The following is a 25,508-nucleotide window of genomic DNA, read 5'->3' as shown; positions in this document are numbered from 1 at the left end:
GTGCACGGCCCCCGGAGCGGTCCCGTGGGGGAGCGGGGACCGTGCCGCAGGGGCAGGATGACCGTATGTTGCTGGCCGATCTGGCACGGGTGTCGGCGGACGTCGCCGCGACCTCGGCGCGGTCGCGGAAGACCGCGCTGCTGGCCGGACTGTTCCGGGCCGCAGCCCCCGAGGACGTGCCGGTGGTCATCCCCTACCTGGCCGGACGGCTGCCGCAGGGCCGGATCGGGGTCGGCTGGAGCGTCCTGCGCGAGCCCGTACCGCCCGCCGAACGCGCCACGCTGACCGTGCGCGACGCCGACGCGGCACTGACCGCCCTGGCCCGGGTCGCCGGACCCGGCGCGCAGGGCGAGCGGCGCCGGCTGGTCGGCGCGCTGATGGCCGCGGCGACCGCCGAGGAGCAGCGTTTTCTGGTCGGTCTGCTGACCGGGGAGGTACGGCAGGGCGCGCTGGACGCCCTCGCCGTCGAGGGGCTCGCCGCGGCGACGGGTGCGCCGGCGGCGGACGTCCGGCGGGCCGTCATGCTGGCCGGCTCGCTCCAGGACGTCGCGCGGGCCCTGCTGGCCGAGGGAGGCGCCGCGCTGGCCGCATTCCGGCTCACCGTCGGGCGGCCGGTCGGACCGATGCTGGCGCACAGCGCCACGTCGCTGGACGAGGCCATCGACAAGCTCGGCGCCTGCGCCGTGGAGCAGAAACTCGACGGCATCCGGGTGCAGGTGCACCGGGACGGCCCCGACGTACGGATCTACACCCGCACCCTGGACGAGGTCACCGGCCGGCTGCCCGAGGTCACCGCGCTGGCCCGCGGTCTCCCGGCGGCGCGCTTCATCCTGGACGGCGAGGTCATCGCCCTGGACAGCGGCGGCCGGCCGGTGCCGTTCCAGCGGGTCGCGGGCCGGTTCGGTTCGCGGGTGGACGTCACGGGCGCGGCGGCCGCGCTGCCGCTGTCCGCGGTCTTCTTCGACGCGCTGTCGGTCGACGACCGCGACCTGCTGGAGCTGTCCTGCGAGCGGCGGCACGCGGAGCTGGCCCGGCTGGTTCCGGAGGACGCGCGGGTGGGCCGCTGCGTGGTACGCGACCCGGCGGACGAGGCGGCCCGCGCCGCCGCCCGGGACTTCTGGTCGCGGACCCTGCGCCAGGGACACGAGGGCGTGGTGCTCAAGGCCCTGGACGCGCCGTACAGCGCGGGCCGCCGGGGCGCGTCGTGGCTGAAGGTGAAGCCGGTGCACACCCTCGACCTGGTGGTGCTGGCGGCGGAGTGGGGGCACGGCCGGCGGACCGGCAAGCTGTCCAACCTCCACCTCGGCGCGCGCGGCCCCGACGGCGGGTTCGTCATGCTCGGCAAGACCTTCAAGGGACTCACCGACGCCATGCTCACCTGGCAGACCGAGCGGCTGCGGGAACTCGCCGTCGACGAAGTCGGGGACGAAAACGGCGACGAAAACGGTGACGAACGAGGTGACGCGAGCGGTTATGTCGTGCGGGTGCGCCCGGAACTCGTCGTGGAGATCGCCTACGACGGGATCCAGACGTCCTCGCGCTATCCGGCGGGCGTCACCCTGCGCTTCGCCAGGGTGGTGCGCTACCGGGAGGACAAGACGGCGGCCGAGGCGGACACGATCGAGACCGTCCTCGCCGCCCATACCGGTGACGCGGGTTAGCCGCGGTCCGAAGGGTGGCTGATGGCGGGAAAGCGGAGTGCCGGTCTGCTGTTGTTCCGGCGCGGCGGTGGCACCGGAGCCGATGTCGGCGACGGCGACGGCTTCGAGGTGCTCCTGGCCCACATGGGCGGGCCGTTGTGGGCCCGGCGTGACGCGGGTGCCTGGTCGGTGCCGAAGGGCGAGTACGTCCCGCCGGAGGAAGCGCGGGACGCGGCCCGCCGGGAGTTCGCGGAGGAACTGGGGCTGCCGCCCCCGGACGGCCGGTACGTTCCGCTGGGCGAGGCCCGCCAGTCCGGCGGCAAGACCGTGACGGTCTGGGCCGTCGAGAGCGACCTCGATCCGGACCGGATCGTGCCCGGAACCTTCGAGATGGAATGGCCGAGAGGGTCCGGAGTGACCCGTGCTTTTCCGGAGATCGACCGGGTGGCCTGGTTCCCGCCGGAAGCGGCGGCGGAACGCGTCGTCGCGGGCCAGCGGGTGTTTCTGGAGCGGCTGGCCGCGCATCTCAGAGGAAAGACGCCGGACTGAACCATTCGGTTCCCCCGTTCCCCCTGAATTTCCGTTTCCTTTCCATTCCCGGTCACAAAAGAACAGCCCGGTAACGAAAGAACGGTGAACGGCGAACAATGAACAGCGCGCCGTGAATAGTGTGGGAACTCGCCCTGGACACCTTTTTATCCAACGGGCAATCTGAGTACGGGGAATTTCACGGGGCCTTGGGGACGGGGTCATGAGCATGCCGCGGGGGCCGCATGTTGCGCATCCATTTCGACGACCGGGACATCGCACGCGTACAGATCGCCGCCGAACCGGATCCGCTCTGGGAGACGATGCTCGCCATGCACCAGCTGGCCGCGGCGGGCCGCGGGGTGCCCGTGTACGCGGCCTGGCGGGCCCGTGCCCGCGTCGAACTGGCCGAACGCGGCCTGCACCGGCACGCCCGGCTGATCCTCGCGCTCGCCCCGCCCGGCGCCCGCTACTGTCCCGACTTCCTGACCCCCGACGAGGCCCGCGACGGCCTGACGGCCGGGCTGGCGGCGCTGTGCGACACCCCCGCGGCGCGGCTCACCGCCGAATCGTCCCGGGCCGCGCTGTCCTCGCGGCTGCCGCGCTGGACCGCCGCGCTGGCCGCGGGTAACCGGCGGCCTCTTGACGAACTGGCCACCTCGATCCGCGAGGTGTACGGGGCGGTGATCGCCCCCGACTGGACGGAGGTGACCGCGGCGGTCGACGTCGACCGGGCCGCGCGGACCCGCGACCTGTGCCGGGCCGGAGTCGACGTGCTGCTCAACTCCCTTCGTCCCATGGCCCGTTGGGAGCCACCGGTACTGCATGTGGACTATCCCGCCGACCGCGATGTGTGGCTGCGCGGCCGCGGACTCCGGCTGATCCCCTCCCACTTCTGCTGGCGCCGGCCCATCGCCCTGGCCGACCCCTGCCTCCCGCCGGTCCTGGTCTATCCCGTCGAACACGCCCCGTCCTGGGTGCCGGCCGCCTCCCGCACCGGCCGCCCGCAGGCGCTCTCCGCCCTGCTCGGCCGTACCAGGGCCCGGGTCCTCGCGGCCCTGGACGCCCCGGCCACCACCGGCGAACTGGCCCGCCGGCTGAGCGTCTCCGCCCCGTCGGCCAGCGAGCATGTGAGCGCCCTGCGCGAGGCGGACCTGGCCCGCAGCCGCCGCGACGGCGGCTGTGTCGTGCACGCCCTCACCCCCCTGGGCGCGGCACTGCTGCACGGCGATCTGGCGCCGGTACGGGTGCCCCGCTGACGTGCGGGCGCCCCGGCCCCCCGGGGAGGAGTGGGGACCGGGGCGCCCGCGGCCTCACGCCCGTACCTGGATCTTCCTCCCCTGCCCTGCCTTGAAGCGGTCCAGCGCCGTCACGTACTGGTCCAGCGGCAGCCGGTCGCTGATGAAGACTTCCGGGTCCAGCACGCCGGCCGCGAAGAGCTCGGCGGCGCGTTCGTAGCTGTGCAGCACCGCCATCGAACCGGTGATGGTGATCTCCTGGTTGTAGATCCGGTACGGCTCGATGACGGCGCGGGCGGCGTAGTCGGCGACGCCGAACTGCAAGAAGGTGCCGCCCTTGCCGACCCGCCCCAGGGCGTCCTGGATGGCGTGCTGATTGCCGGTGGCGTCGATGACCACGTCCCAGCCGCGCGGCCGGTCGAGCTCGTCGGCGGATCCGGCGGCGTTGCTGCAGCCGAGGGTCCGGGCGGTCGCCAGCCGATCCGGGTTGATGTCGACGACGTCGACGCCCGCGGCCCCGGTGCGCTTGGCCAGTTCGAGCATCATCAGGCCCATCGTGCCGGAGCCGTAGATCAGGACCTGGGTGCCCAGCTGCTGGGAGCGCAGGATGTCATAGCCGCGTACCGCGCAGGAGAGCGGTTCGATCAGGGCCGCGTCCTCGGTGCGGACATGATCGGGCAGCTTGACGCAGTTCGCGACGGGGGCGACGGCGAATTCGGCGGCACCGCCGGCCGTGGACACCCCGATCGCGGCCCACCGCTCACAGAGATTGTTGCGGCCGATACGGCAGTAATGGCATTCGTGGCAATAAAGGGACGGGTCGACGGCGACCCGATCGCCCTCGGCCAGTTCGGTGACGGCACTGCCGGTCGCGACGACCGTACCGGCGAACTCGTGCCCGGGGATGACGGGCAGGCTGGGCGCGAACTCGCCCTGGAGGATGTGCAGATCGGTGCCGCACAGCCCGCAGGCGGCGACGGACACGACGACCTCGCGGGGCCCCGGGGTGGGGTCGTCGACGGTGGTGACCTCCACCTTGCCGGGGGCGCTGATCACTGCGGCTTTCATTTCACGGCTCCGAGCGAGAGGCCCTGGACGAGCTTGTCCTGGGCGGCGAACCCGGCGATGAGCACCGGGAGGGAGATCACGGTGGCGGCGGCGCACACCTTGGCCAGGAACAGTCCCTGGCTGGTGACGAAGCCGGTCAGGAACACCGGCGAGGTGCCGGCCACGATGCCGGTCAGGACCCGGGCGAACAGCAGCTCGTTCCAGCTGAAGATGAACGAGATCAGCGCCGTCGCGGCGATGCCCGGCATGGCGACCGGCGCGACGATCCGGATCAGGGTGGTGTGCAGCCCCGCGCCGTCGATCGACGCGGCCTCCAGCATCTCCACCGGGACCTCGGAGAGGAACGAGCGCATCATCCACACCGCGATCGGCAGGTTCATCGACGTGTAGAGGATGACCAGCAGCCAGATGCTGTCCAGCATCCCGGTGTTCTGCGCGACGAGGTAGATCGGCAGCAGCCCGGCCACCAGCGGCAGCATCTTCGTGGAGAGGAAGAAGAACATCACATCGCTCCACTTGCGCACCGGCTTGATCGACAGTGCGTACGCCGCCGGCACGGCCAGCGCCAGGATCAGCAGGGTGGAGACGACCGAGGCGGTGAGCGAGTTGATCAGCGGCGGCCAGGGGCTGACGCCGGTGTCCGCACCGAAGAACTCCTGGTAGCCGTGCAGGCTGAGCCCGGCGGCGACGCTCGGCGGGTTGGTCGCCGCGTCCGTCTCGGTGTGGAAGGACGTCAGCACCATCCACGCGACGGGAAGGAAGAAGGCGATTCCGCAGAGCCAGGCCACCAGGCCCAGCAGGCTGCCGGTGCGTCGCCGGCGAAGGATCGAGCTGTTCATCGGGTGACCTCCTCGCGCAGCAGGGACGAGACGGAACGCAGCGCGAAGGTCGCCACCAGCAGGGAACACAGCACGACGACGACGCCCTGCGCGGACGCCCGTCCGTAGTCATGGGCCTGATAGAAGGTCTGGTAGATGGTGTAGGGGAGGTTGGCCGTGCCGAGTCCGCCCGAGGTGATGGTGAACACCGCGTCGAAGTTCTGCACGACGTAGATGGTCCCCAGCAGCGCGGCCAGTTCGAGATAGCGGCGCAGATGCGGCAGCGTCAGATAGCGGAAGATGTCGAACGCGGACGCGCCGTCCATCCGGGCCGCCTCGACCGCGTCCGCCGGCCGGCTCTGCAGCCCCGCCAGCAGGATCAGCATCATGAACGGGGTCCACTGCCAGATCAGCGACATCTCCACCGCGGCGAGCGGGGAGTCGGTCATCCAGTCCGGCTGCGGCGGGTGGTCGCTGCCGAACAGCCCCCATATCCAGGTCAGCACGCCGTTGATCAGCCCGTACGAGGTGTTGTAGAGGGCGTGCTTCCACAGCAGCGCGGACGCCACCGGCACCACCAGGAACGGGGTGATGAGCAGGGTGCGGACGATGCCGCGGCCGCGGAAGCTGCGGTCCAGCAGCAGCGCCAGACCCAGCCCCAGCAGCAGGCTGACCAGCACCACGGTGACCGTCAGCAGCACCGTCGTCAGCACCGACGACCGCATCGCGGAGTCCGTGAAGACCGCCACGTAGTTGTCGAAGGCGGCGAAGCCGCGGTTGTCGGGGGCCATCGCGTTCCACCGGGTGAAGGAGATCACCACGGTGGCCACGAACGGCAGTTGGGTCACGATGATCAGGAAGACCAGCGCGGGCAGCAGGGGGGCCCGCCGGGCCCAGTCCTTCGCCCGCTGGGTGCGCCGGGCGCGGGCCACCTGTCTGCCGGCCGCCGCGTCGGGATCCCGGCCGTGTGGGGCGCGGCGGGTCGGCTCAGCGGTTGTGATGGGCATCCGACACCTCCTGCGCCAGCCGCTGGCTCTTCTCCAGGGCCTCGGAGACCGTCTGCTTGCCGGCGATCGCCGAACTCACCTCTTGGGAGACCTTGGTGCCCAGATCGGCGAACTCGGGGACGCCCACGAACTGGATGCCGGGCGCGGGACGCGGCTGCACACCCGGGTCATCGGGCCGGGCCGAGCTGATCGCGTCCTTGGTCGGCTGGGCGAACGCGCCGGACTCCCGTACGTACTTCGGGTTCTCGTAGAGCGACGCCCGCTTGCCCCCGGGCACCTTGGCCCAGCCCAGCTTGTTGCCCACCAGCTCCTCGTACTCCTTGCTGGAGGCCCAGCTGATGAACTTCCACGCCGCGTCCTGGTTCTTGCTGGCCTTCTGCACGCCCCAGGCCCAGGTGTACAGCCAGCCGGAGCTGTCCGTCTTCTCGACCGGCGCCGGCGCGTAGCCGACCTTCCCTGCGACCTTGGAGTCGGAGCTCTCCAGCGAGCCGGCGCCGGCGGTCGCGTCGTACCACATGGCGACCTTGCCCTGCTGCATGTCGTTGAGGCACTCGGTGTAGCCGGCCTGCGGGGCGCCCGCCTCGCCGTGCTTGCGGACCAGATCGACGTAGAACTGGGTGGCCTTGGCGAACTCCGGGCTGTCCAGCTTCGCCTTCCAGTCCTCGGTGAACCAGGTGCCGCCGAAGGTGTTGACGACCGTGGACAGCGGGGCGATCACCTGGCCCCAGCCGGGCTGGCCGCGCAGGCAGATGCCCTTCAGGTCCTTGCGGGAGCCGTCCAGCTTGGCGGCCATGTCGGCGACCTGCTGCCAGGTCGGCTTCTTGGGCATGCTCAGTCCGGCGGCCTTGAGGAGGTCCTTGCGGTACATCAGGAACGACGACTCGCCGTAGAAGGGCTCCGCGTACATCTTGCCGTCGACGGCGGTGAGGGACTTGCGCAGCGGCGCGAGAATGTCCTTCTGGTCGAACTTCGCGTCCTTGGCGGCCTGGTCGCTGAGCGGGGCGAGCCATCCGTTGAGGGCGTAGATCGGCGTCTCGTAGTTGCTGAGACTGGCCACGTCGTACTGCCCGGCCTGGGTGGAGAAGTCCTGGCTCATCTTGTCGCGCAGGTCGTCCTCGGGCAGCACGGTGTAATTCACCTTGATGCCCGTCTTCTTGGTGAAGTGCTCGGCGGTGAGCCGCTGCAGATCCACCATCTGCGGGTTGTTGACCATCAGCACATTGATGGTGTGGGACCCGCCCTTGCTCGCGTCGCCGAAGCCGCCGGAGCAGCCGGCGACGGACAGTGTCAGGGCCAGGGCGACCGAGGTGACGCCTATGGCGCGGCAGGTACGGCTTCGCATGGAGGATCGTGCTCTCACGGCTCTTACCTTTCTGGGGACGTGCGGGGGACGTCTGGGTGCCCGCAGGCACGCTGGGGAGACCGTCCGGCGGCCAGGGCGGCCGTCGGCGGTGAGCTATGGGATGGGTTTGCGTGGGGGGCCGTTCGTCCGGGCGGCCCCGCCCGGGTCAGACCCGGAGCACCTGCGGCCCCAGGAGCGAATAGCGATGGGCCTCCGGAGCGGAGAGCCCGGCATCGGTGACGATCGTGTCGAGATCGCTCACCTCGGCGAACTTGCAGAAGCTGCTGGCGCCGAACTTGTTGTGCACACCGACCAGCACCTTCCGCCGCGAGGAGCGGACGGCCTGCGCCTTCACATCGGCGACGGCCGGATCGGGGGTGGTCAGACCGTGCTCCCGGGAGACGCCGTTGGCACCCAGGAACGCCAGGTCGATCACGAACCGGGCGACCATGTCCCGGGCCCACGAGCCCACCGTCGCCTGCGTCCGGGCACGGACCCGGCCGCCGGCCAGCAGCACGGTCGTGGACTCGGACGCGGAGACCAGGGACGCGGTCCGCAACGAGGCGGTGATCACGGTCAGTGGACGGTCGGTGGGCAGCTGCATGGCGACCAGCTCGGGGGTGTAGCCCTCGTCCACGAAGACCGTCTCCGCCTCGCCGACCAGTTGTGCCGCGGCCGCGGCGATCCTCCGTTTCTCCGCCACCTGCTGGGTTTCACGCCGGGCCAGCGTGGTCTCGAAACCGGCGCTCTCGACCGGGTACGCCGCGCCGTGCGTACGCCGGACCAGACCGCGGCGCTCCAGCTCGCTCAGATCGCGCCGCAGGGTCTCGCGGGAGACACCGAACTCCACCGCGGCGTCGGCGACCTCGACCCGGCCGGACTGCCGGACGAGCGCAAGGATGCGGTGCTGGCGTTCCTCTGCCCTCATCGCTGCCTCCTGCCGATACCGCTGATCGTTCGGTCACGGGCCTGCCCGTTTCTGCCCGCCTGAGGTTTATAGCAACCGTACGAGGGCGGAACCCTGCCCGTAACGGGAGAAAACTCGACCGTTTCTGCCCGCCTCGGTGCCTGCTCGGGCGGGCCGACGGCCCCCCGAGCTGCCCGTACCAGCCATCGGGACGGCCCGTCCCGCTGACCGCACCGGTCGAAAATGGCCCTTAGTCTGGACACCATGAGCTCGGAGATGCGGTCGTTGGCGGTCACTGCGATCGTGCAGGAGGAAGAGTGCGCGGTCCTGCGGGTCAGCGGAGAGCTGGATCTCCGTACCGAGCAGGCGTTTCTCGCCGAGGCCCGATCGGTCGTCTCGGCCGGCCACCGCTTCCTCGTGCTCGACCTGACCGCGCTGCGCTTCTGCGATTCGCGGGGCCTGAGCTGCCTGCTCGCCCTGGAATGGCTGTGCCGGCGCCTGGAGGGCCGGCTGCTGCTGGCCTCGCTCGGCGTACGGATGCTGCGGCTGCTGGTCGGCACCCAGTCCCTCGGCGTCTTCTCCTGCTTCCCCACGGTCGGCCATGCGCTGGCCGCCGTCCCCGACGCCGCGCGCCCGGCATGGCCGCCCACAGGGAGCCCGTCCGTGTGACAGGAGGCTCATCCGGGTGAGGTTCGCCCGATCGGGCGCCCGACCGGACACCGCACCCCCAGCCAGGCGTCATCGAAGCGGGCGAAGGTGAGCCTCTTGTACGGCCCGGCCTCGTAGAGCAGCCCGAACGTGCCGTCCTTCAGCCGGGTCAGCGTCGAGTACGCCGACGCGCCCGGCATGACGACCCGGGAGACCGGCCAGCTCCGCCCGTCGTCGCACGACAGCCGCACGGTGAGGTTCTCCCGCGCCTTGGTGCTCGCCGTATTGCTGAACAGCAGCCAGTGCGACCGCGCACGACTCCGCGGCGCCCGCGGGTCGTAGCGCAGGATCGCCGCGTTGTTGACCGGGTCGATCAGCTCGTCGTCCGCGACCGGCGCCCCGTAGCTCAGCCCCCCGTCCCGCGAATACGCCACCAGCCGCCTGCCGCCGCTCCGCGTCCGGCTGTTGAGCATGACCCGGCCGTCCGCCAGCTCGACGGTCTTGTTCTCGTCCATCAGCGGCCCGACCGGCTTGCCCATGTGCCAGCTCGCACCATGGTCATCGCTGTACGCACTGGCCGCCCACATGCCGCCGTCGGCCTTGCGGAACGCGTACTGCTGGAGCAGCCGCCCGGTGGACAGCTGGATGCCGGTGCCCGACGACGCGAAGATGCCGTGCCAGGACGGGTCCTTGAGGGCCCGGGTGGCCCGACGTTTCCGCCAGCTGCGGCCGCCGTCGTCCGAATAGCCGTAGTCGGTGTGCAGGACCGTCCTGCTGTCATGGGCGTTGCCGGCGCCCGCGTTGGCGAAGCCGATGCCCTTGGGCCCGTACGCGTGAAACAGGAAGACCCGGCCGGTGTCCCGGTCGACCACCAGACTCGGGTCCCCCGCGCCCGCACCGCCGCCGTAGTCGACGACCGCCCGCGGGGCGCTCCAGGTCCGGCCGTTGTCGGTGCTGCGCCGCACCATCACATCCACATCGCCCGGCAGATCGGCCGCGCTGTCGTTGCGCCGGTCGTAGGCCGCGAGGAGGGTGCCGTCCGGCAGCGTGGCCAGCGCCGGGATGCGGTACGTGTGCGCCCCCTGCCCCGACACCGCCACATCGGTGGACTCGTAGAGCGGCGCCGGGGCGTGCCGACGGGGCGCCGCGTCACGCCGTTCGGCGGCGGGCGCCGCGGGGGCGGTCGGCAGCCCGGCGCCGGAGGTGAGCAGCACGGCGGCCAGGACCACCGGACGGGCGGGTTTCACCGATACCTCCAGGCCCCCACGCGCTCGTACTCAGATGTCTGTTGTCCCTGTATACCCGCACGCCTTCCTGACGGCGCGTTCGGCGAAGCGGCACCTGCGGCCGCCTCACCGGGCGCGGCCCAGGTCCGCCACGAGCGTGGGCGACGGGCGGGGGATCTCGCCGAAGTCCTCGTCGTCGCAGTCCACGACGAGACGGTTGATCACGTTCTCCAGGGCGGCGGGCAGCGTCGGCGCGAGACCGCTGTGCCACTGGACGAGGAGGTTGTGCCGGGCCGCGTCCGGCAGCAGCTGCTTGTCGTCGAACTCGCACGCGGACACCGCCGGGCACTCCTCGTCGGGCCCGTGCGCGGCCTGCTCCCGCCAGTACGCGGCGTCCCGGTGCTCGCTGTTGCGGCGGTGCGAGAGATACAGGCAGTAGGCGGCGGTCCGGCTCCCGGCGCCCGCGCCGAAGTGCCACCAGAACTGCGCTGCGTCGTACCGGCCGGTGATATGCAGCAGACACCCGAAGACCAGCGCGCCCTCGGGGTCGATGTGATGGTCGTCGACCAGCCGCTCGAGGCTGGCGGCCGCCGCCGCGGCATTGACGACCAGCGCACAGGCCAGCTCCAGTTCGTGGGTGGCCTCGTCGCGGGCGCTGGGGTAGCAGCTGGGCGCTCCGCGGTCGGCGCGCACCGGCGCCGCGTCCACCGCGCCCCACCCCGCCCCCGGCGGATCGTCGAAGCATCCGAGACCGTCCAGCGTGCCCGCGTCATCGAGGTCGCCGAACGCGGCGAGACCGTCGATGCCGGCCACATCGGCGGCGGCGCTGAGCAGCGTCTCGACCGTGTCCCGGCGGTCGGTGTGCCCGGTGTACGTCATGGTTGGTTCCCCCTTGTGGTTCCCTGGTCGATGCCGAGCGCGGCGGCCAGCTTGCGCTTGCCCCGGCTGGCATGGGAGCGGACCGTGGCCTCGTCCACGCCCAGCAGCGCGGCTATCTGCCCGTCGCCGTACCCGATGACATGCCGCAGCACGATCACGTCGCACTGCCGCTCCGGAAGCCGCGAAATGGCCGCGTACAGCCCTAACTGGCTTTCCAATAACGCGAACTGCTGCTGGCACTCCCGCAGCAGCGCCTGTGTGACGACGGCGAAGGCGGCGGTTTCGGTGAGCGCGGTGGGCTGCTGATGGTCGTACAGCCACTCCACGACACGTTCCTTGAGCACCGACCAGGCGAACGCCTCGACCGACGCCTGGCGCAGGGCATGCGGCCAGAGGCGGTACAGCTGCTGGAAGGCGGCGCGGGTGACCTCGCGGGCCGCCGCCTCGCCGCCGGTGTGCAGATAGGCGTAGGTCAGCCACTTCCGGGAGTGCGTCGCGTGAAAGGCCTCGAAGGTTATCGACAAGTGATGACTCGACGGGTCGTGGTCGGGCTGTAACGGTGGCGCTTCGGCCGCGCGGGAGGTGCCGTACCGCGTCATGTCCGGCTCTCACCGCCGCGGAGGTCTCGGGGCCGTGGCCCGGGGCGGGTGGCCTGCCGTGGAGAGGGGAGCTCCCGTGGACCGGGGGAGTGGATCCGCCGGACCGGACTCAGGTCCGTGCGGATGACGCGCGCCTCCACGCACGCCGGCAGGACGCGGTCCCGGTTTGTGCTCACGAGCCGTCCTCGTTCCGTTCGCCGTGCACCGCCGCCGCGGCATCGAGGGCACCAGCAGCGGGAGGACGGTTTGCCCTCCCTACCAATGAACCGGAAAGCGGCCCCGTTTGTGGCATCCGGCCACAAGAAATCTTCCTCTGCGTATTCATATGACTACTCATGACCCGGGCATAGTCGCGATTTCCGGCCCCGCGCCCCGGCACCGCCGGCGTATGCGCCCGTCCCACGCGCCAGGCGGCACGCGCCGGGGCGCCGTGCGCGCTCCCCGCATGTTCCGCACCGGACGGGGAACTCACCAACCGTCCGGCGGGCGGCCGCCCACCACGCGCGGGGCGCGCGCGGCGGAGCGCCCGCGATCGCTGCACGCCCACTGGGGAGGCACCGCACCATGAGCGACCAAGAGCCCGTGGTGGACCTGCGCCTGGACCGGGCCCACTCGTCCCGCATCTACGACTACCTGCTCGGCGGGAAGACCAACTTCCTGGCCGACCGGATGGCCGCCGGAAACGTACTGGGCGTCTTCCCCTCCGCCCTGGTCGCCGCCCGCATCAACCGCGAGTTCATGCACCGCACCACCCGCTTCCTCGCGACGGCCGGAATGCGCCAGTACCTCGACATCGGCACCGGCATCCCCACCCCGCCGAACCTCCACGAACTCGCCCAGGGCATCGCCCCCGACGCCCGCGTGGTCTACACCGACAACGACCCGATCGTCCTCGCCCACGCCGCCGCCCTCCTGCGCGGCACCCCCGAGGGACGCACCGCATACCTCCAGGCCGATGTCCGCGACCCCGCGAGCATCCTCGGCTCGCCACAGCTCCGCGACACCCTCGACCTCGGCCGCCCGGTCGCCCTCAGCCTCAACGCCCTGATGCACTTCGTCACCGACGACGGCCAGGACCGCGCCCACACCATCGTCGAGACCCTCAAGGACGCCCTGCCCAGCGGCAGCTACCTGGCCATGACACACGCAACCGCGGACTTCGACCCCGAGACGATGCTCAAGATCCTCACGATCTACCGCGACGCCGGCACCACCATCCAGTACCGCTCGCACGCCGAGTTCCACCGCTTCTTCGACGGCTGGGAACTCCTGGAGCCGGGCATCGCCCTCGCCCACCAGTGGCGCCCCGACCGCCCGGAGGACGCCACCCACGTCACCGACGCCGAGGCCGGCTGCTACGCGGCCCTGGCCCGCAAGCCCTGACACCAGCCCTGCCGAACGCCTCACTCCTTGCGATAGCCGTACGCCTCCCCGGCCGCCGTCGCCACCGCGGCCAGCTCCGCACCGGCCGACGCGCTGACCACGGCGGCCACCGCACCCTCCACGAACGGCGCGTCCACCAGCCGCGCCCCCTCGGGGAGTTCGTCCCCCTCCGCGATCAGGGCCTTCACGGTCAGTACGGCGCTGCCGAGGTCGACCAGCAGCGCCACGCCCGCGCCGCGGTCCACCGTCCGCGCCGCCTCGGCGATCAGCTCCGAACTGGTCCCCAGCCCGCCGTCCGGCGTACCACCCGCCGCGGCGACCGGCGCCGTGAAGCCGCCCCCGGCCAGCCCGACCGCCAGCTCCGCCACGGACTCGGCGACCGGCCCGCTGTGCGACACCAGCACGATCCCGACGAGCCCGGCCCCCTCGCTCACTTCGCGGCCTCCGCCAGGGCCGCGAACAGCAGCGCCGACGACGTCGCCCCCGGATCCTGGTGCCCGACGCTGCGCTCCCCGAGATAGCTCGCCCGGCCCTTCCTCGCCTGCAGCGGCACCGTCGCCAGCGCACCCTTCTGCGCGGCGTCGGCCGCGGCGTCGAAAGACCCCGAGGCGCCGGCCAGCGCCTCGACGGCCGGGTACAGCGCATCGAGCATCGTCTTGTCACCGGGCGCCGAGCCGCCGAGCTGGGCCACCGCGTCCACCCCCGCACGCAGCCCCTCCCGCAGCTGATCGGCCGTCACCTCCGATGCCTCGCCCAGGGCCTTTCCGCTGCGCCGCAGCAGGGTCCCGTACAACGGCCCGGACGCACCGCCCACCGTGGAGATCAACTGCCGCCCGGCGGCGATCAGCACGGCGCCGGGCGTCGCCGGCGGCTCCGTCTCCAGCACCTTGGCGACGGCCGCGAAGCCACGCTGCATATTGCTGCCGTGATCGGCGTCGCCGATCGCCGAGTCCAGCTCGGTGAGGTGATCGGCCTCCCGGTCGACGGCGGCCGACGACACCGTCATCCAGCGGACGAAGAACGCGGCATCCAGGGCCGTTCCGGACATGGGGTGCTCCTCTGGTTCGTTCACAACAGACAGGAAGGGCGAAGCCGGCCCCCGTGGAGGTCCGTCGCACGCCCCGAAAGCTCTCGATCCGGCTCAGGGCCTGGCCCAAGGGTCAGGGCCGGACAAGCTCTATCGCCCCCACCGCAGGCTCGCCGTCTCCACCGGCGCGTCCCACAGCCGCAGCAGCTCCCCATCCACCTGACACAGCGTCACCGAGCAGCCCGCCATGTCCAGGGACGTCACATAGTTGCCGACGAGCGTACGAGCCACCGGCACCTGGCGCTCGTCGAGCACCCGCCTGACCTCCCCGGCGAAGCCGTACAGCTCCAGCAGCGGAGTCGCCCCCATCCCATTGACCAGCGCCAGCACCGGCAGCCTCGGCTGGAGGTCCTCCAGGATCGCGTGCACCGCGAAGTCCGCGATCTCGTGCGAGGTCATCATCGCCCGGCGCTCCCGCCCCGGCTCGCCATGGATACCGACCCCCAACTCCAGCTCGCCGGGCGGGAGTTCAAAGGTCGGGCTGCCCTTCGCCGGGGTCGAGCAGGCGCTGAGCGCCACCCCGAAACTGCGCGAGCAGTCCACGACCTGCCGGGCCACCGCCTCCACCCGCTCCAGCGGCGCGCCCTCCTCGGCCGCGGCTCCGGCGATCTTCTCGACGAAGAGCGTCGCCCCCGTGCCGCGCCGCCCCGCCGTGAACGTCGAGTCGGTCACCGCCACATCGTCGTTGACGAGCACGCTGGCGACCTGCACCCCCTCGTCCTCCGCCAGCTCGGCAGCCATCTGGAAGTTCAGCACGTCGCCGGTGTAGTTCTTCACGACGAACAGCACACCGTTGCCGCTGTCCACGGCCGCCGCGGCCCGCACCATCTGATCGGGCACCGGAGAGGTGAACACCTCACCGGGACAGGCGGCATCCAGCATCCCGGGCCCGACGAACCCGCCGTGCAGCGGCTCGTGTCCGCTGCCGCCGCCGGACACCAGCGCCACCTTCTCCGCGACCGGCGCGTCCCGCCGTACGATCACGCGGTTCTCCGCGTCCACCACCAATTCGGGGTGTGCCGCCGCCATTCCGCGCAGCGCATCCGTCACGACCGTCTCGGCGACGTTGATCAGCATCTTCATGGGTACCTCCTGGTGACTGTCGAGCCTACGGCCCGGACCGGGATCTGAGCAGGTCGGATGGTGTGCGGCTGAATCTCGACGGTGGCGGCGAGCGGCGGTTCCGAGCGGGCTCCGAAGGGTCTGGTGCCGACGTGCTGCCGGCTCTGCTGATGGCGTGTCAGGTGAATCATGGCGAGGATCCGTCGGTGGGACTCAAGTATCGAGCCAAGGCCGCCCCGGGTCACGGACTGCGGGCCGAAGTGCGCCGAAGCGCATGGCCGAAAATCCCGGCGCCGCGTCCTGCATTCCGATGGAGCGTTTCATCTGGATATTGGCGGATATGAGAGCCGGGTCGGGGCATGCTCTGCCGGGCGCCGACTGGGTGGCTTCTGCCTTCGAGGCATCAACGCGCACAGCGCATTCTCATGCCGATAGGTTCGATTCTTGACGATGAGGGTGGTGGTGGCGTTCACTTTCAGCCGTTCCGGGCCGGTCAGGGCGGCCCCACGCGGAGGTACCTCGAAAAGATGAATGCAACGCTGCGTCGTATACTCACCGGCGCAATGGCACTTTCCCTTGCCGCGACAATGGCGGCCTGCGGAAACGAAGACGACGACTCGGGTGCCGAGCAGGAGGCCATCGGCCTGCTCCTGCCGGAGAACAAAGCGGTCCGCTATGAAGAGTTCGATCGCCGCATCATCTCCAGTCGACTCTCGACTCTCTGCCTCGAATGCACATTGGAGTACCGCAACGCCGGTGCGCAAACCGACATCCAGAAAAGGCAGTTCGAAGCCCTGGTGAAGAAGGGCGTCAAGGTCATCATCCTGGACCCGGTCGACGCCCAGGCCGCCAGGAGCTGGGTGGACGCGGCCGCCAGGAAGGGCGTCAAGGTCATCGCGTATGATCGCCTCGCGGAGGGCGACGTCGCGGCCTATGTCTCCTACGACAACGAGAAGATCGGCCAGCTGCAGGGCAAGGCGATCCTCGCCGCCCTCGGCTCCCAGGCGGCCGCCGCCGATGTCGTCATGCTGAACGGCTCGCCGACCGATCCGAATGCCCCGTCCTTCAAGAAGGGCGCCCACGACGTCCTCGACGGCAAGGTCCACAAGATCGTCTACGAGGCGGACATTCCCGGCTGGGCCGCGGCGGAAGCCAAAAAGAAGATGACCGAGGTCATCAAGAGCCAGGGGCCGGCGGGTTTCGACGCCGTCTACTCGGCAAACGACGGCATGGCGGGCGGAGCCGCCGAAGCGCTCAAGTCGGCCGGCCTGAAGAATGTCACGCTCGGTGGCCAGGACGCGGAACTGCCCGCTCTGCAACGCCTGGTGACCGGCGCCCAGACATTCACCATCTACAAGCAGGTCAGGCCGGAGGCCGAAACCGCCGCCGAGATCGCCTTCCGTCTGATCCGGGGCAAGAGCATCAAGTCCCTGGCGCCGGCGACCGCCGACAGCAAGAGCAAGACCGGGATTCCCGCCAGGCTCTTCGACGCGCAGATCGTCACCAAGGAGAACATGGAGGACACCGTCATCCGTGACGGCGTCGCCCCCGCCAACTGGATCTGCACCAAGGAACTGGCCGCCGCCTGCAAGTCCCTCGGGCTGAACTGACGCCGGCCAGGCCCGATGCCGACCGGGGCCGGCAACGGCACGGGAAGGCGGGTGGTGCCCCCGCGGAAAGCGGGGGCACCGGCCGGTTCAGCGCTCGGCGGGCGCGTTGGCCGCCGTGACGTTCACCGCGGCCCAGGACTTGTCCACCGTCTTGTACTCGGTGCTCCCGGCCCCGTAGAGGTCCTTGGCGGCCTTCAGGGTCGCGGCCCTGGCGTCGTGGAAGTCGGTCGTGGAGACCATGTACCGGGTCAGCGCACGGTAGTAGATCGCCGTCGCCTTGGCCCGGCCGATGCCGGTCACCTTGGAGCCGTCGTACGTGGGGGAGTCGTACGTGACGCCGCCGATCTTCTTCCGCCCGCTGCCCTCGGCGAGCAGGTAATAGGCGTGCGAGGAGACACCGGAGCCCGCATGCACCTCGGTGTCGTACGACTTGTCCGACCAGTAGTCGACGGTGCCCTCGAGCTTGTCGAGAGAGGGCTTGTCCAGACGGCGCAGGAACTTCTGCTCCAGGCCAAGCTTCTCGCCCATCAGGTAGTTCGGCGGGTTCTTCGGGTTGTCGGCCGCGAACTCGACCGAGCTTCCGAAGATGTCCGCCAGCGACTCGTTGAGGGAACCAGGCTCGCCGAACTGGTTGCCGTCGTCGTCGACGCGGGTGGGCTGGAGGCCGGCGGTCGCGTCGACGACGCCATGGGTGAGCTCATGCCCTGTGACGTCCAGCACGACCAGCGGCTTGGTGAAGGTCTTGCCGTCACCGTCCCCGTAGAGCATGCAGCCGCAGTCGGAGGACCAGAAGGCGTTGCCGACGTTCTTGCCGAAGTGCACCAGGGCGCGCGCCCCGGTGCCGTCGTTCTTGATGCCCTTGCGCCCGAACGTCTTCTTGTAGAAGTCCAGGGTGCTGGTGATGCCGTACTGCGCGTCCACCGCGGCCGTACCGCGATCGCTCGTCCTGCCGTTGCCCCAGCGGTTGTCGGTGCTGGTGAACGCCTTGCCGTCGGCGAACTTCTCCAGCTCCCTGCCGCCCGCGTCCCGGGTCTCGGTCTTCCCGCGGGTGGAGTCCTTGAGGACGAAGCGGTTCTTCGCGGTCTGCGTGGTGGAGAGCGGAACCTTGCCGACGAAGAGCGACGAGCCGGTGCCGTTGGCCGCGCCCGGGAAGCCGGCCGCGCCGGCGGCCTTGCCCGTGCCGGTCGGGGCGGTGGGGGCGCTGCCGGTCAGGCCGGTCGCGGGCCGGAGCTTCTCGCCCCGCTCCCGCAGCTTCTTCCGTAGCGAGGGCGACAGGAACGAGTCGTTGGCCGGGATGTTGCTGAGGACGGTTCCGGTGGCGGCGTCGACGACGACCGTACGGACGCCGCCGGCCTCGTCGGTCCGGCTCTCGGTCACCCGCACCTGGTAGGCCAGCGCCGTCCGGCCGACGCGGGCGTCGACGACCAGTTCGGCCGTACCGGCCCGGCCCTCCGCGGCGGTGGCGGCCTTCGCCGCGGCCTGACCGGCCGACAGCTTCGGGCTGGTGGAGCGCACCTCGATCTGCCGCCCGGCGGCCCGGGTGACGTCCTGGTAGGCCGAGTCGGCGTCCAGGTGGATGACGAGGTCACCGCCGAGCACCGGCAGGCCGCGGTGGGTCCGTATGAAGCGGACGTGCTGCTTGCCGTCCGGGTCGACCAGGAGATCCGTGGCCGTGAGGGTGTCCTTCTTGCCGACGCCGGTGGCGGAGGCGTGGGCGTACGCGGCGGCGCGGGCCGCGTCGACTATCGCCGTGTGGGTGGGGGAGGAGGCCGGAGCTGAGGCCTGAGTGGTCGAGGGGGCCGCGGTGGCGTTGGCTGCCACCCCTGCCGTGATGGTCGCCGCCGTCGTCACCGCGACGGCGATCGCCAAGCTGCGTATGTGGGGTCTACGCACTGTTTCGGGTCCTTTGAGCACATGGGTGGCCGGCTCGCCAACCACCCGTACGCGCAGCGCTGTTGCGCACTGCGGGGGTCGGGCGACCCCGTGCAAACCCTGCGGGACCTGGCATGAGCATGTAAAGCCAGAAGGTCAGTTTTCGACCCTGTTAAACCGAAATTTGACAATTGGTCATCATTGAGTAGCGACAAGATGACCAATCGTGTTCTCGCCGAAGGAGAGGCGATAAGACGCGAGATGGTTGCTCCACGGGAGAGCATCGCCGATCCGGGCAGCCGAGAGACCTCATCTGACCGAACGCTGACCGACCGCCGACAGACTGGCGACAGACTGCGTCCGACAGACCGCCTCCGACAGACCGCGCCTGGTAGACCTCGCCCCGGACCGGGCAAAGATCCGCGCATGACCGTCCTCGTCGGCACCTCCGGCTGGCAGTACAAAGACTGGCGCGACGTCCTCTACCCACCGGACCGGCCGCAGCGGCTGTGGCTGGAGGAGTACGCCCGGCAGTTCGCCACCGTCGAGAGCAACGCCGCCTTCTACCGGCTGCCCGAGGAGAAGACCTTCGCCGACTGGCGGGACCGCACCCCCGACGGGTTTGTGATGGCCGTCAAGGCCAGCCGCTATCTGACCCACATCAAGCGGCTGCGCGAACCGGCCGAGCCGGTCGAGCGGCTGATGTCCCGCGCCGCCGCCCTCGGCCCCCGCCTCGGACCCGTCCTGCTCCAGCTGCCGCCCACGCTGCACGCGGACGCCGGACTGCTCGACGCCTGCCTCCGCTGCTTCCCGGCCGGCACCCGCGTCGCGGTCGAGCCCCGCCACCCCTCGTGGTGGACCGGGGAGATCAGAACGGTGCTGGAGCGGCGGGCCGCCGCACTGTGCTGGGCGGACCGGGAGTCCCGGCCCGTGACGCCCCTCTGGCGGACCGCCGACTGGGGGTATCTGCGCCTGCACGGGGGCCGCGCCGAACCCCGGCCGCGCTACGGCCGGCAGGCGCTCACCACATGGGTGCGGCGGATCGCGGACAACTGGCCCGACCAGGCCGATGTCCACACCTACTTCAACAACGACACGGGCGGCGCCGCCGTCCTCGACGCCGCCGCTTTCGCCCGCGCCGCCGCGGCCGCCGGCCGCACCGTGAGCCGTACGCCGTCCGGGCGTGGCTCCGCCCGCTGACGGCGGGGCCGGGATATATCTGCGCTCGTACCGCCCCGGCGAGCGAACGAGGTGAGGCGCGAGTGATCCGCAGACGGGTGGTGGTCTCCGGAGACGTGCACGGCGTGTTCTTCCGCGACACCTGCCGGCAGACGGCGGACGAGCACGGAGTGACGGGCTGGGTGCGGAACCTGCCGGACGGCACCGTGGAGGCCGTGTTCGAGGGAGAGCCCGAGCGCGTGGCGGACCTGGTGGACTGGGCACACAACGGCCCGCCCACCGCGATCGTCGACGCGGTGTACGTGCGGGAGGAAGCCCCGGAAGGCCTACGAGGCTTCGAGATCCGCGAAACACCCGGCGGGCTCTAGCCGGCGACCTGGTCGGCCCCTCTGGAATACCCTCCCTCGCCCCCGCGTTGTGGACCCGCAGGGGGCCTTCCCATCCCCTAGGGGATCTGTTCGAACACCCCCTAGGGGACGCCCGTCGCACGGAAGCCGACCCACAAAGAGAGCCGGCCGTTCGTCCGGGCGCATTTCGGGACCACGGTGGCATCCTGGACGTGTGTACGCACACGTGGTGCACCTTCGTTTCTCCTGGCGTGGCGCCGTGGCCGGACTGGCCGCGGCGGCGCTGGCTCTCGGCCTCGCGGGCTGTGCGAATACCGGCCCCGACGGGGATGCGGGTCCCAAGTCGCGGACTGTCTCCCCGTTCACCGGACTCCCCGCGTCGTCCGGGCGGCCGGTGCTCGCCGTCAAGATCGACAACGTGGGACCGGCGCGGCCGCCCACCGGGCTCGGCGCGGCGGACATCTGCTACGTGGAGCAGGTGGAGGGCGGACAGACCCGGATACTCGCCGTCCTCTCCTCCCGACTGCCGCCGAAGCTGGGGCCGGTGCGCAGTGCGCGCGAATCGGATCTCGAACTGCTGGGGCAGTTCGGCCGCCCCGCACTCGCGTACTCCGGGGCCCAGACCAAGCTCCTTCCCCTGATCGCGGTCGCGCCGCTGTACGACCTGCCGCCGGGCAAGGCCCCCGACGCCTACTTCCGCGACCGTGCCCGGTCCGCACCGCACAACCTCTACCTGCGGCCGGAACGGCTCCTCGGGCACGCGCCGGAGGCGTCCGAGGCGGCCGACATCGGGTTCCGCTTCGGGGCGGCGCCACCGGGCGGGCGGGAGGAGACGGCCTACACCGTGCGCTATCCGGCGTCCCGGTTCGACTTCACCTGGTCGCACTCCGACAAGAAGTGGCTGGTGGCGATGGACGGTGCGGCGGCGCGGACCACCGACGGCGGCCGGACCGCCGCCTCGACCGTCGTCGTCCAGCAGGTGAACGTGCGCGACTCGGGTTTCCAGGACCGGTGGGGCAGCGTCTCGCCGTTCACGGAGACCGTCGGGTCCGGCTCGGCGGTGGTCCTGCGTGACGGCAAGGCCTACGACGCGCGGTGGAGCCGGGCCGCGGAGCAGGTCGGCACCACCTTCACCACACCGGCCGGGGAGCCGCTGAACTTCGCCCGCGGGCAGATCTGGGTCATGCTCACCGGCCGCTGACAGCCGGGCGCCGACAGCCGGGCGCGGGGCGGGAGTTGAAGGCACCAAGGGCACCACCCCCCCTCGCAAGGTGCAGCATGTTGCACTCTGCGCGCACGTTATTGCAACGCTCTCGGTGAGCGATTAGCGTCATGCCCGAAGTCCGGTCGATGCAGCGGCCCCAGCACGACGAAACGGCCGCCGAGCTATCTGCGATCAGGGGGAAGTTGTGACGACTCTGGATGACGGCCTCGCGGCGGCCGCGGCGAAGTGGCCCGCCGGCCGTGAGGGAAACCAGGGTCAGGAGCCGGCGGCCATGGTTCCCATCGCCGCCCTGCGGCCCGCCGACTCACCCCGAACCGCCGGCGAGAGCAGCGACCACGTACGCAGGCTCGCCGAGTTGAACACCCCGCTGCCCCCGATCGTGGTGCACCGGCAGACGATGCGGGTCGTCGACGGGATGCACCGGGTACGCGCGGCCATCCTCCGCGGCGAGGAGTATGTGGCGGCCACCTTCTTCGAAGGCAGCTCGGCCGACGCCTTCGTGCTCGCCGTCGGGTTGAACAGCGCGCACGGGCTGCCGCTGTCCTCCGCCGACCGCTCGGCCGCCGCCGCCCGGATCATCCGCTCCCACCCGCAGTGGTCGGACCGGATGGTCGCCTCGGCGACGGGTCTGCCCACCAGGACGGTGGCCGCCCTGCGCGGTGGTTCCACCGACCCCGGGCCGCAGCTGAACACCCCGAAGGGCCGCGACGGCCGGACGGGACGCGAGGGCCGGGCGCGCCCGCGCCATACCGCCGCCGGACGTGAGCTGGCCGGCCGGCTGGTGGCCGAGCGGCCGGACGCTTCGCTCCGGGACATCGCCGCTCGGGCCGGTATCGCGGTCGCCACGGCGAAGGACGTACGGGACCGCATCCGGCAGGGACGTGATCCGGTGCCCCAGAAACTGCGCAAGGACGAGGCGGTGCGGAAGGCAGTCGCACCACCAAGCGCCTTGTCCGGCAGGGGCGTTGGCGACGTACGCAATGGTGCAGACGTACGCAATGGCGGCGACGTACCGGGTGCGGGGGGCATACGGGGCGCCGGGGGCGGCTGGGCGCGGCCGGCGAAGGGGCGGATGGACAGCGTGTCGGTGCTCGGCAGCCTCCGTAAGGACCCGTCCCTGCGGCAGACCGAACTCGGCCGCGCCCTCCTGCAGTTGCTGAGCGCTCACGCGATCAGCGAGGACAAGTGGCAGCTGCTCGCCGACTCGGTACCGGCGCACTGCAGCGACGCGGTGGCGCAACTGGCCCACCGTTGCTCGGAGGAATGGCTGCGCTTCGCGCAGGAGGTCGGTCGGGGGGAGGGCCACCCGAAGCGGACCGGATCGTCATGACCGTGCCCTCCAGCATCATGCCCGTCGGTACCGTGCCTTTCACCGTGGCCCGTCGCCCATCGTTGCGGCACACCGCGTCGTGACGCAGACTGCTGCGAGGAGAGGGGGGTGACCCATGGACCGTCAGGACGACGCATCACCAGGGCCGACGGCCCACTCACTCGACGGCCAGGTGCGCGCGGCCAAGACCGCCATCGCCGCGAGGCTCCGCCACATCCGGCAACACCACCCGGAAGGCCCGTTCACCCTGGCCAGGCTCGCGGAGCGGGCCGGCGTCTCCAAACGCACCCTGGCCTCGGCCGAGTCGTCCGACGGCACGAACCTGACCATCGAGACGCTGGTGAAGGTGGCGCACAGCCTCGGCATCCAACGCTGGGCCTATTTCCTCGACGAGCGGGTATTCGGGGAGGTCAACGCCGAATTGGAAACCCTGAAGGTACTGCGCCGCGGAAGGGTGGAAAAGGTGGCCCTGCGCACCTCCACCCCCGGAGGGCTGCCGCCCGCGTCCCTGGCCGAACTGACCTCCCTCATCACGGGAATCGTCGCGTCGGCGCAGGTGGCCCGCGACACGCTGCATGAACTGCCGGTCGAGGACAACTGACCGACTGGCCAATTCCGTCTCACCCTGCGCGTCGCGTCCTGCTCGCCGTCTTCTTCACAGCGGTCGTCTTCTTTTCGGCGGTCTTGGCAGCAGTCTTGGCGGTGGTCTTGACCGTGGTCTTTGCGGTGGATTTCTTCTCGGCGGTGGTCTTCTTTCCGGCGGTCTTCTTCGCCGTACTGGTGGACTTCTTACCGCCGGTCGCCTTCGGCGCCCGCGTCGTCTTCTTCGCCGTGGAACCGATGGTCTTCTTCGCCTCCGGTTCACCGGTTTCGCCCCGTGACCGCTGCGCGGCACGGACACTGTCCTGCAAGGCCGCCATCAGGTCCATCACCTCGCCGGCGGGCTGCACCTCACCGGCCTCGAATTCCGGCTCGCGGTCCGCCAGTTTCGCCGCCACGATCTCTTCGAGCGCCTCGCGGTAATGATCGTGCACATCGTCCTCGGACAGCTCCCCGAAGGAATCCATCAGGGCTTCGGCGGCCTTCACCTCATTGGACGCGACCGTCACCTCCCGCTCGGGGAGCACCCCGTCCATCGGCCGGATCTGGTGCGGCCACAGCAGGACCTGCATCACGAGGGTGTCCTCGACCGGGCGGATCATCGCCAGCGTCTCCCGCCCATGCAGCGCGATCTTGCCGAGCCCGACGCGCCGGTGCCGCTCCATCGCCTCGCGCAGCAAGGCGTACGGCTTGGCCGCGGCAGGCCCGTCCGTGCCCAGGTAGTAGCCCTTGCCCAGCTGCAACGGGTCGATGTCGCCGCCGTCGACGAACGCCAGAATCGTCAGCGTCTTCGCGGTCGGCAGCGGCAGCGCATCAAGATCGTCATCGGTGAGCGGCACGATGGCGTCCCCGCCAGCCTTGTAGCCACGGCCGATCTCGTCCTGAGTGACCTCGACCCCTTCGAGGGAGCAGACGGCCTGATTGCGTACCCGCCCGCCGTCCGCCGTGTGGATCCGCACAAAGCTGACCGACGCGGAGCTGTCCGTGGCGTTGTACGCGGCCACCGGAATCGTGACCAGGCCGAAGCTGATGGAGAACTTCGCCGTGGGGCGCATGAGAGGCCGCCTTCATCGTGGAACGAGGCGCAGGGCGAATGACGGAAACCATGCTAAGCGGGGTGGCGGAATTCCGCGATCGGAAGCCCCCGGGGAACGCCCCCGCCCCAGGGAAAGGCATTCGCCCCAGGAAACGCATTCGCCCCGGGAAATCGATCCGCTCCGGGGAAACGCATTCATCGCCGAACCCGAACCCGAACCCGAACCCGAACCCGGACACGGCCCCGGACCTAGGCCATCACCACGTCATACACCTCGAAAAGCTGGTCGAAATCGCCTTCCACCCCGGTCACCTCCTCGATCACGGACCACAGAAACCCTTCGTCCGGACCCCAGCTGGGCAACGCGATACGCCCTTCGACAGGCAACGGCGGCCCGTGATCCGCCACCGTTTCCCAGCCGTGAAAAGCCACATGCCGAACCAGTTCGGCATCGTCGTAAAGCGAGAAGGCGACATCCGAGAACGTCACAGCAAGCGCCTGGGTTTCCCTGAGAGGACCCGGCCCATCGGTCGCGATCAGAGATTCTAAACGCGGCACGAAGAGGCAGTCCGGATCCCACAACTGGGCCCAGCCGCCCCGTTCCGCGAAATACAGCCGCTCACCGGGATCGGACCCCCACGCCCAGTCGCCACCCGCCCGCTCGGACGTCGGCTCGTAGGCGAACGTGTCCGGGAGAAAACCCACGACATCATCGATCGAGCGGTCGCGTACGAAGAGCGCCGAGGTGTGCCATCCCATGCTGGGAGAGGATCGCGTGACGCCGAAGCGATTGTCAATCGGCCTGGTGACAGGGGGCGTTGGGGCCTCGAAGGGCGGTTCTCGAAGGGCGGTTCCCGAAGCGGTCACGGGCCCCGGC

General features: G+C 70.6%; 25 protein-coding genes. 11 read left to right on the top strand and 14 right to left on the bottom strand.

Translation table 11 applies throughout. The features are described from left to right. Positions 1-65: 65 nt before the first annotated feature. The 3 genes from FCH28_RS31120 (at position 66) to FCH28_RS31110 (ending at position 3,427) form a co-directional block, all read left to right on the top strand. A complete protein-coding gene (locus FCH28_RS31120) occupies positions 66-1,661 on the top strand; it encodes an ATP-dependent DNA ligase (protein ID WP_136743527.1) in 1,596 nt (531 codons plus the stop codon). A 21-nt stretch (positions 1,662-1,682) separates the two neighbouring features. Beyond that, positions 1,683-2,189, top strand: a complete 507-nt coding sequence (locus FCH28_RS31115) for an NUDIX hydrolase (protein ID WP_136743526.1) — start codon at positions 1,683-1,685, stop codon at positions 2,187-2,189. A 224-nt stretch (positions 2,190-2,413) separates the two neighbouring features. Further along, a complete protein-coding gene (locus FCH28_RS31110) occupies positions 2,414-3,427 on the top strand; it encodes an ArsR/SmtB family transcription factor (protein WP_136743525.1) in 1,014 nt (337 codons plus the stop codon). A 54-nt stretch (positions 3,428-3,481) separates the two neighbouring features. Here the strand turns inward: FCH28_RS31110 and FCH28_RS31105 are convergent, their stop codons facing one another. The 5 genes from FCH28_RS31105 to FCH28_RS31085 form a co-directional block, all read right to left on the bottom strand. Next, positions 3,482-4,474 (bottom strand): zinc-dependent alcohol dehydrogenase family protein, encoded by a 993-nt coding sequence (locus FCH28_RS31105; protein WP_136743524.1) that lies wholly within the window; start codon positions 4,472-4,474, stop codon positions 3,482-3,484. Further along, positions 4,471-5,313: a carbohydrate ABC transporter permease gene (locus FCH28_RS31100; RefSeq protein ID WP_136743523.1), complete on the bottom strand. Its 843-nt coding sequence runs from the start codon at positions 5,311-5,313 to the stop codon at positions 4,471-4,473. The genes FCH28_RS31105 and FCH28_RS31100 overlap by 4 nt, the downstream gene beginning before the upstream one ends. Continuing rightward, positions 5,310-6,299, bottom strand: a complete 990-nt coding sequence (locus FCH28_RS31095) for a carbohydrate ABC transporter permease (protein WP_246103408.1) — start codon at positions 6,297-6,299, stop codon at positions 5,310-5,312. The genes FCH28_RS31100 and FCH28_RS31095 overlap by 4 nt, the downstream gene beginning before the upstream one ends. Further along, on the bottom strand, positions 6,280-7,641 hold the full coding sequence (locus FCH28_RS31090) for an ABC transporter substrate-binding protein (RefSeq protein WP_136743522.1): 1,362 nt from the start codon (positions 7,639-7,641) through the stop codon (positions 6,280-6,282). Before FCH28_RS31090 ends, FCH28_RS31095 begins: the two co-directional genes overlap by 20 nt. Positions 7,642-7,807: 166 nt before the next feature. After that, positions 7,808-8,569, bottom strand: coding sequence for a DeoR/GlpR family DNA-binding transcription regulator (locus tag FCH28_RS31085; RefSeq protein ID WP_136743521.1), 762 nt, complete (start codon positions 8,567-8,569; stop codon positions 7,808-7,810). A 243-nt stretch (positions 8,570-8,812) separates the two neighbouring features. On the opposite strand from FCH28_RS31085, the gene FCH28_RS31080 reads away from it, so the two are divergent. Further along, complete coding sequence (locus FCH28_RS31080; protein ID WP_246103407.1) at positions 8,813-9,217, top strand: STAS domain-containing protein; 405 nt, start codon at positions 8,813-8,815, stop codon at positions 9,215-9,217. Between the two features lie 8 nt (positions 9,218-9,225). Here the strand turns inward: FCH28_RS31080 and FCH28_RS31075 are convergent, their stop codons facing one another. The 3 genes from FCH28_RS31075 to FCH28_RS31065 all read right to left on the bottom strand — a co-directional run bounded on the left by FCH28_RS31075 (position 9,226) and on the right by FCH28_RS31065 (position 11,825). Then, positions 9,226-10,443, bottom strand: coding sequence for a sialidase family protein (locus FCH28_RS31075; protein ID WP_136743520.1), 1,218 nt, complete (start codon positions 10,441-10,443; stop codon positions 9,226-9,228). A gap of 105 nt (positions 10,444-10,548) precedes the next feature. Then, on the bottom strand, positions 10,549-11,301 hold the full coding sequence (locus tag FCH28_RS31070; protein WP_136743519.1) for a hypothetical protein: 753 nt from the start codon (positions 11,299-11,301) through the stop codon (positions 10,549-10,551). After that, positions 11,298-11,825, bottom strand: coding sequence for an RNA polymerase sigma factor (locus FCH28_RS31065; RefSeq protein ID WP_246103406.1), 528 nt, complete (start codon positions 11,823-11,825; stop codon positions 11,298-11,300). Before FCH28_RS31065 ends, FCH28_RS31070 begins: the two co-directional genes overlap by 4 nt. A 639-nt stretch (positions 11,826-12,464) precedes the next feature. On the opposite strand from FCH28_RS31065, the gene FCH28_RS31060 reads away from it, so the two are divergent. Then, positions 12,465-13,283 carry an SAM-dependent methyltransferase gene (locus FCH28_RS31060; protein WP_136743517.1) on the top strand — a complete coding sequence of 273 codons (819 nt, stop codon included), beginning with the start codon at positions 12,465-12,467 and terminating at the stop codon, positions 13,281-13,283. Positions 13,284-13,303: 20 nt separating this feature from the next. On the opposite strand, the gene FCH28_RS31055 is transcribed toward FCH28_RS31060, so the two are convergent. The 3 genes from FCH28_RS31055 to dhaK form a co-directional block, all read right to left on the bottom strand. Beyond that, the gene (locus tag FCH28_RS31055; RefSeq protein WP_136743516.1) at positions 13,304-13,717 is read right to left on the bottom strand and encodes a PTS-dependent dihydroxyacetone kinase phosphotransferase subunit DhaM; all 414 of its coding nucleotides are present in this window, start codon (positions 13,715-13,717) and stop codon (positions 13,304-13,306) included. After that, positions 13,714-14,331 (bottom strand): dihydroxyacetone kinase subunit DhaL, encoded by a 618-nt coding sequence (gene dhaL, locus FCH28_RS31050; RefSeq protein WP_136743515.1) that lies wholly within the window; start codon positions 14,329-14,331, stop codon positions 13,714-13,716. The genes FCH28_RS31055 and dhaL overlap by 4 nt, the downstream gene beginning before the upstream one ends. A gap of 129 nt (positions 14,332-14,460) precedes the next feature. Next, positions 14,461-15,453: a dihydroxyacetone kinase subunit DhaK gene (gene dhaK / locus FCH28_RS31045; RefSeq protein WP_136743514.1), complete on the bottom strand. Its 993-nt coding sequence runs from the start codon at positions 15,451-15,453 to the stop codon at positions 14,461-14,463. Positions 15,454-15,959: 506 nt separating this feature from the next. Between dhaK and FCH28_RS31040 the strand changes: the two genes are divergently transcribed. Continuing rightward, positions 15,960-17,042, top strand: a complete 1,083-nt coding sequence (locus FCH28_RS31040) for a sugar ABC transporter substrate-binding protein (protein ID WP_136743513.1) — start codon at positions 15,960-15,962, stop codon at positions 17,040-17,042. Between the two features lie 87 nt (positions 17,043-17,129). Here FCH28_RS31040 and FCH28_RS31035 read toward each other — a convergent pair whose 3' ends face one another. Continuing rightward, positions 17,130-18,935 carry a M4 family metallopeptidase gene (locus FCH28_RS31035; protein ID WP_136743512.1) on the bottom strand — a complete coding sequence of 602 codons (1,806 nt, stop codon included), beginning with the start codon at positions 18,933-18,935 and terminating at the stop codon, positions 17,130-17,132. Between the two features lie 405 nt (positions 18,936-19,340). Here FCH28_RS31035 and FCH28_RS31030 point away from each other — a divergent pair, with 405 nt between their 5' ends. The 5 genes from FCH28_RS31030 to FCH28_RS31010 all read left to right on the top strand — a co-directional run bounded on the left by FCH28_RS31030 (position 19,341) and on the right by FCH28_RS31010 (position 23,596). Next, a complete protein-coding gene (locus FCH28_RS31030; RefSeq protein ID WP_136743511.1) occupies positions 19,341-20,114 on the top strand; it encodes a DUF72 domain-containing protein in 774 nt (257 codons plus the stop codon). 62 nt (positions 20,115-20,176) lie between these two features. After that, positions 20,177-20,461, top strand: coding sequence for an acylphosphatase (locus tag FCH28_RS31025; protein WP_187363969.1), 285 nt, complete (start codon positions 20,177-20,179; stop codon positions 20,459-20,461). Between the two features lie 193 nt (positions 20,462-20,654). Continuing rightward, positions 20,655-21,641 carry a DUF3048 domain-containing protein gene (locus FCH28_RS31020; protein WP_246103405.1) on the top strand — a complete coding sequence of 329 codons (987 nt, stop codon included), beginning with the start codon at positions 20,655-20,657 and terminating at the stop codon, positions 21,639-21,641. A gap of 208 nt (positions 21,642-21,849) precedes the next feature. Continuing rightward, positions 21,850-22,995, top strand: coding sequence for a ParB/RepB/Spo0J family partition protein (locus tag FCH28_RS31015; RefSeq protein ID WP_222852468.1), 1,146 nt, complete (start codon positions 21,850-21,852; stop codon positions 22,993-22,995). A gap of 115 nt (positions 22,996-23,110) precedes the next feature. Beyond that, positions 23,111-23,596: a helix-turn-helix domain-containing protein gene (locus FCH28_RS31010; protein ID WP_136743510.1), complete on the top strand. Its 486-nt coding sequence runs from the start codon at positions 23,111-23,113 to the stop codon at positions 23,594-23,596. 19 nt (positions 23,597-23,615) lie between these two features. On the opposite strand, the gene ku is transcribed toward FCH28_RS31010, so the two are convergent. Both ku and FCH28_RS31000 read right to left on the bottom strand, forming a co-directional pair. After that, positions 23,616-24,650: a non-homologous end joining protein Ku gene (gene ku / locus FCH28_RS31005; RefSeq protein WP_136743509.1), complete on the bottom strand. Its 1,035-nt coding sequence runs from the start codon at positions 24,648-24,650 to the stop codon at positions 23,616-23,618. Between the two features lie 230 nt (positions 24,651-24,880). Continuing rightward, complete coding sequence (locus FCH28_RS31000) at positions 24,881-25,390, bottom strand: hypothetical protein (RefSeq protein WP_136743508.1); 510 nt, start codon at positions 25,388-25,390, stop codon at positions 24,881-24,883. Positions 25,391-25,508 lie beyond the last annotated feature (118 nt).

It is taken from the genome of Streptomyces piniterrae, from assembly GCF_005048155.1.
Taxonomy (GTDB): domain Bacteria; phylum Actinomycetota; class Actinomycetes; order Streptomycetales; family Streptomycetaceae; genus Streptomyces; species Streptomyces piniterrae.
Note: the sequence above shows the minus strand (reverse complement) of the source record. Positions and strands in the feature narration are given on the sequence as shown.

What these genes read in the sequence shown, in the direction of transcription:
- FCH28_RS31010 (WP_136743510.1), top strand. Translation starts at nt 23,111, where the DNA reads ATGGACCGTCAGGACGACGCATCACCAGGGCCGACGGCCCACTCACTC.
- FCH28_RS31105 (WP_136743524.1), bottom strand. Translation starts at nt 4,474, where the DNA reads ATGAAAGCCGCAGTGATCAGCGCCCCCGGCAAGGTGGAGGTCACCACC.
- FCH28_RS31120 (WP_136743527.1), top strand. Translation starts at nt 66, where the DNA reads ATGTTGCTGGCCGATCTGGCACGGGTGTCGGCGGACGTCGCCGCGACC.
- FCH28_RS31080 (WP_246103407.1), top strand. Translation starts at nt 8,813, where the DNA reads ATGAGCTCGGAGATGCGGTCGTTGGCGGTCACTGCGATCGTGCAGGAG.
- FCH28_RS31100 (WP_136743523.1), bottom strand. Translation starts at nt 5,313, where the DNA reads ATGAACAGCTCGATCCTTCGCCGGCGACGCACCGGCAGCCTGCTGGGC.
- FCH28_RS31060 (WP_136743517.1), top strand. Translation starts at nt 12,465, where the DNA reads ATGAGCGACCAAGAGCCCGTGGTGGACCTGCGCCTGGACCGGGCCCAC.
- FCH28_RS31070 (WP_136743519.1), bottom strand. Translation starts at nt 11,301, where the DNA reads ATGACGTACACCGGGCACACCGACCGCCGGGACACGGTCGAGACGCTG.
- FCH28_RS31115 (WP_136743526.1), top strand. Translation starts at nt 1,683, where the DNA reads ATGGCGGGAAAGCGGAGTGCCGGTCTGCTGTTGTTCCGGCGCGGCGGT.
- FCH28_RS31000 (WP_136743508.1), bottom strand. Translation starts at nt 25,390, where the DNA reads ATGGGATGGCACACCTCGGCGCTCTTCGTACGCGACCGCTCGATCGAT.
- FCH28_RS31095 (WP_246103408.1), bottom strand. Translation starts at nt 6,299, where the DNA reads ATGCCCATCACAACCGCTGAGCCGACCCGCCGCGCCCCACACGGCCGG.
- FCH28_RS31110 (WP_136743525.1), top strand. Translation starts at nt 2,414, where the DNA reads ATGTTGCGCATCCATTTCGACGACCGGGACATCGCACGCGTACAGATC.
- FCH28_RS31040 (WP_136743513.1), top strand. Translation starts at nt 15,960, where the DNA reads ATGAATGCAACGCTGCGTCGTATACTCACCGGCGCAATGGCACTTTCC.
- FCH28_RS31090 (WP_136743522.1), bottom strand. Translation starts at nt 7,641, where the DNA reads ATGCGAAGCCGTACCTGCCGCGCCATAGGCGTCACCTCGGTCGCCCTG.
- ku (WP_136743509.1), bottom strand. Translation starts at nt 24,650, where the DNA reads ATGCGCCCCACGGCGAAGTTCTCCATCAGCTTCGGCCTGGTCACGATT.
- dhaK (WP_136743514.1), bottom strand. Translation starts at nt 15,453, where the DNA reads ATGAAGATGCTGATCAACGTCGCCGAGACGGTCGTGACGGATGCGCTG.
- dhaL (WP_136743515.1), bottom strand. Translation starts at nt 14,331, where the DNA reads ATGTCCGGAACGGCCCTGGATGCCGCGTTCTTCGTCCGCTGGATGACG.
- FCH28_RS31030 (WP_136743511.1), top strand. Translation starts at nt 19,341, where the DNA reads ATGACCGTCCTCGTCGGCACCTCCGGCTGGCAGTACAAAGACTGGCGC.
- FCH28_RS31085 (WP_136743521.1), bottom strand. Translation starts at nt 8,569, where the DNA reads ATGAGGGCAGAGGAACGCCAGCACCGCATCCTTGCGCTCGTCCGGCAG.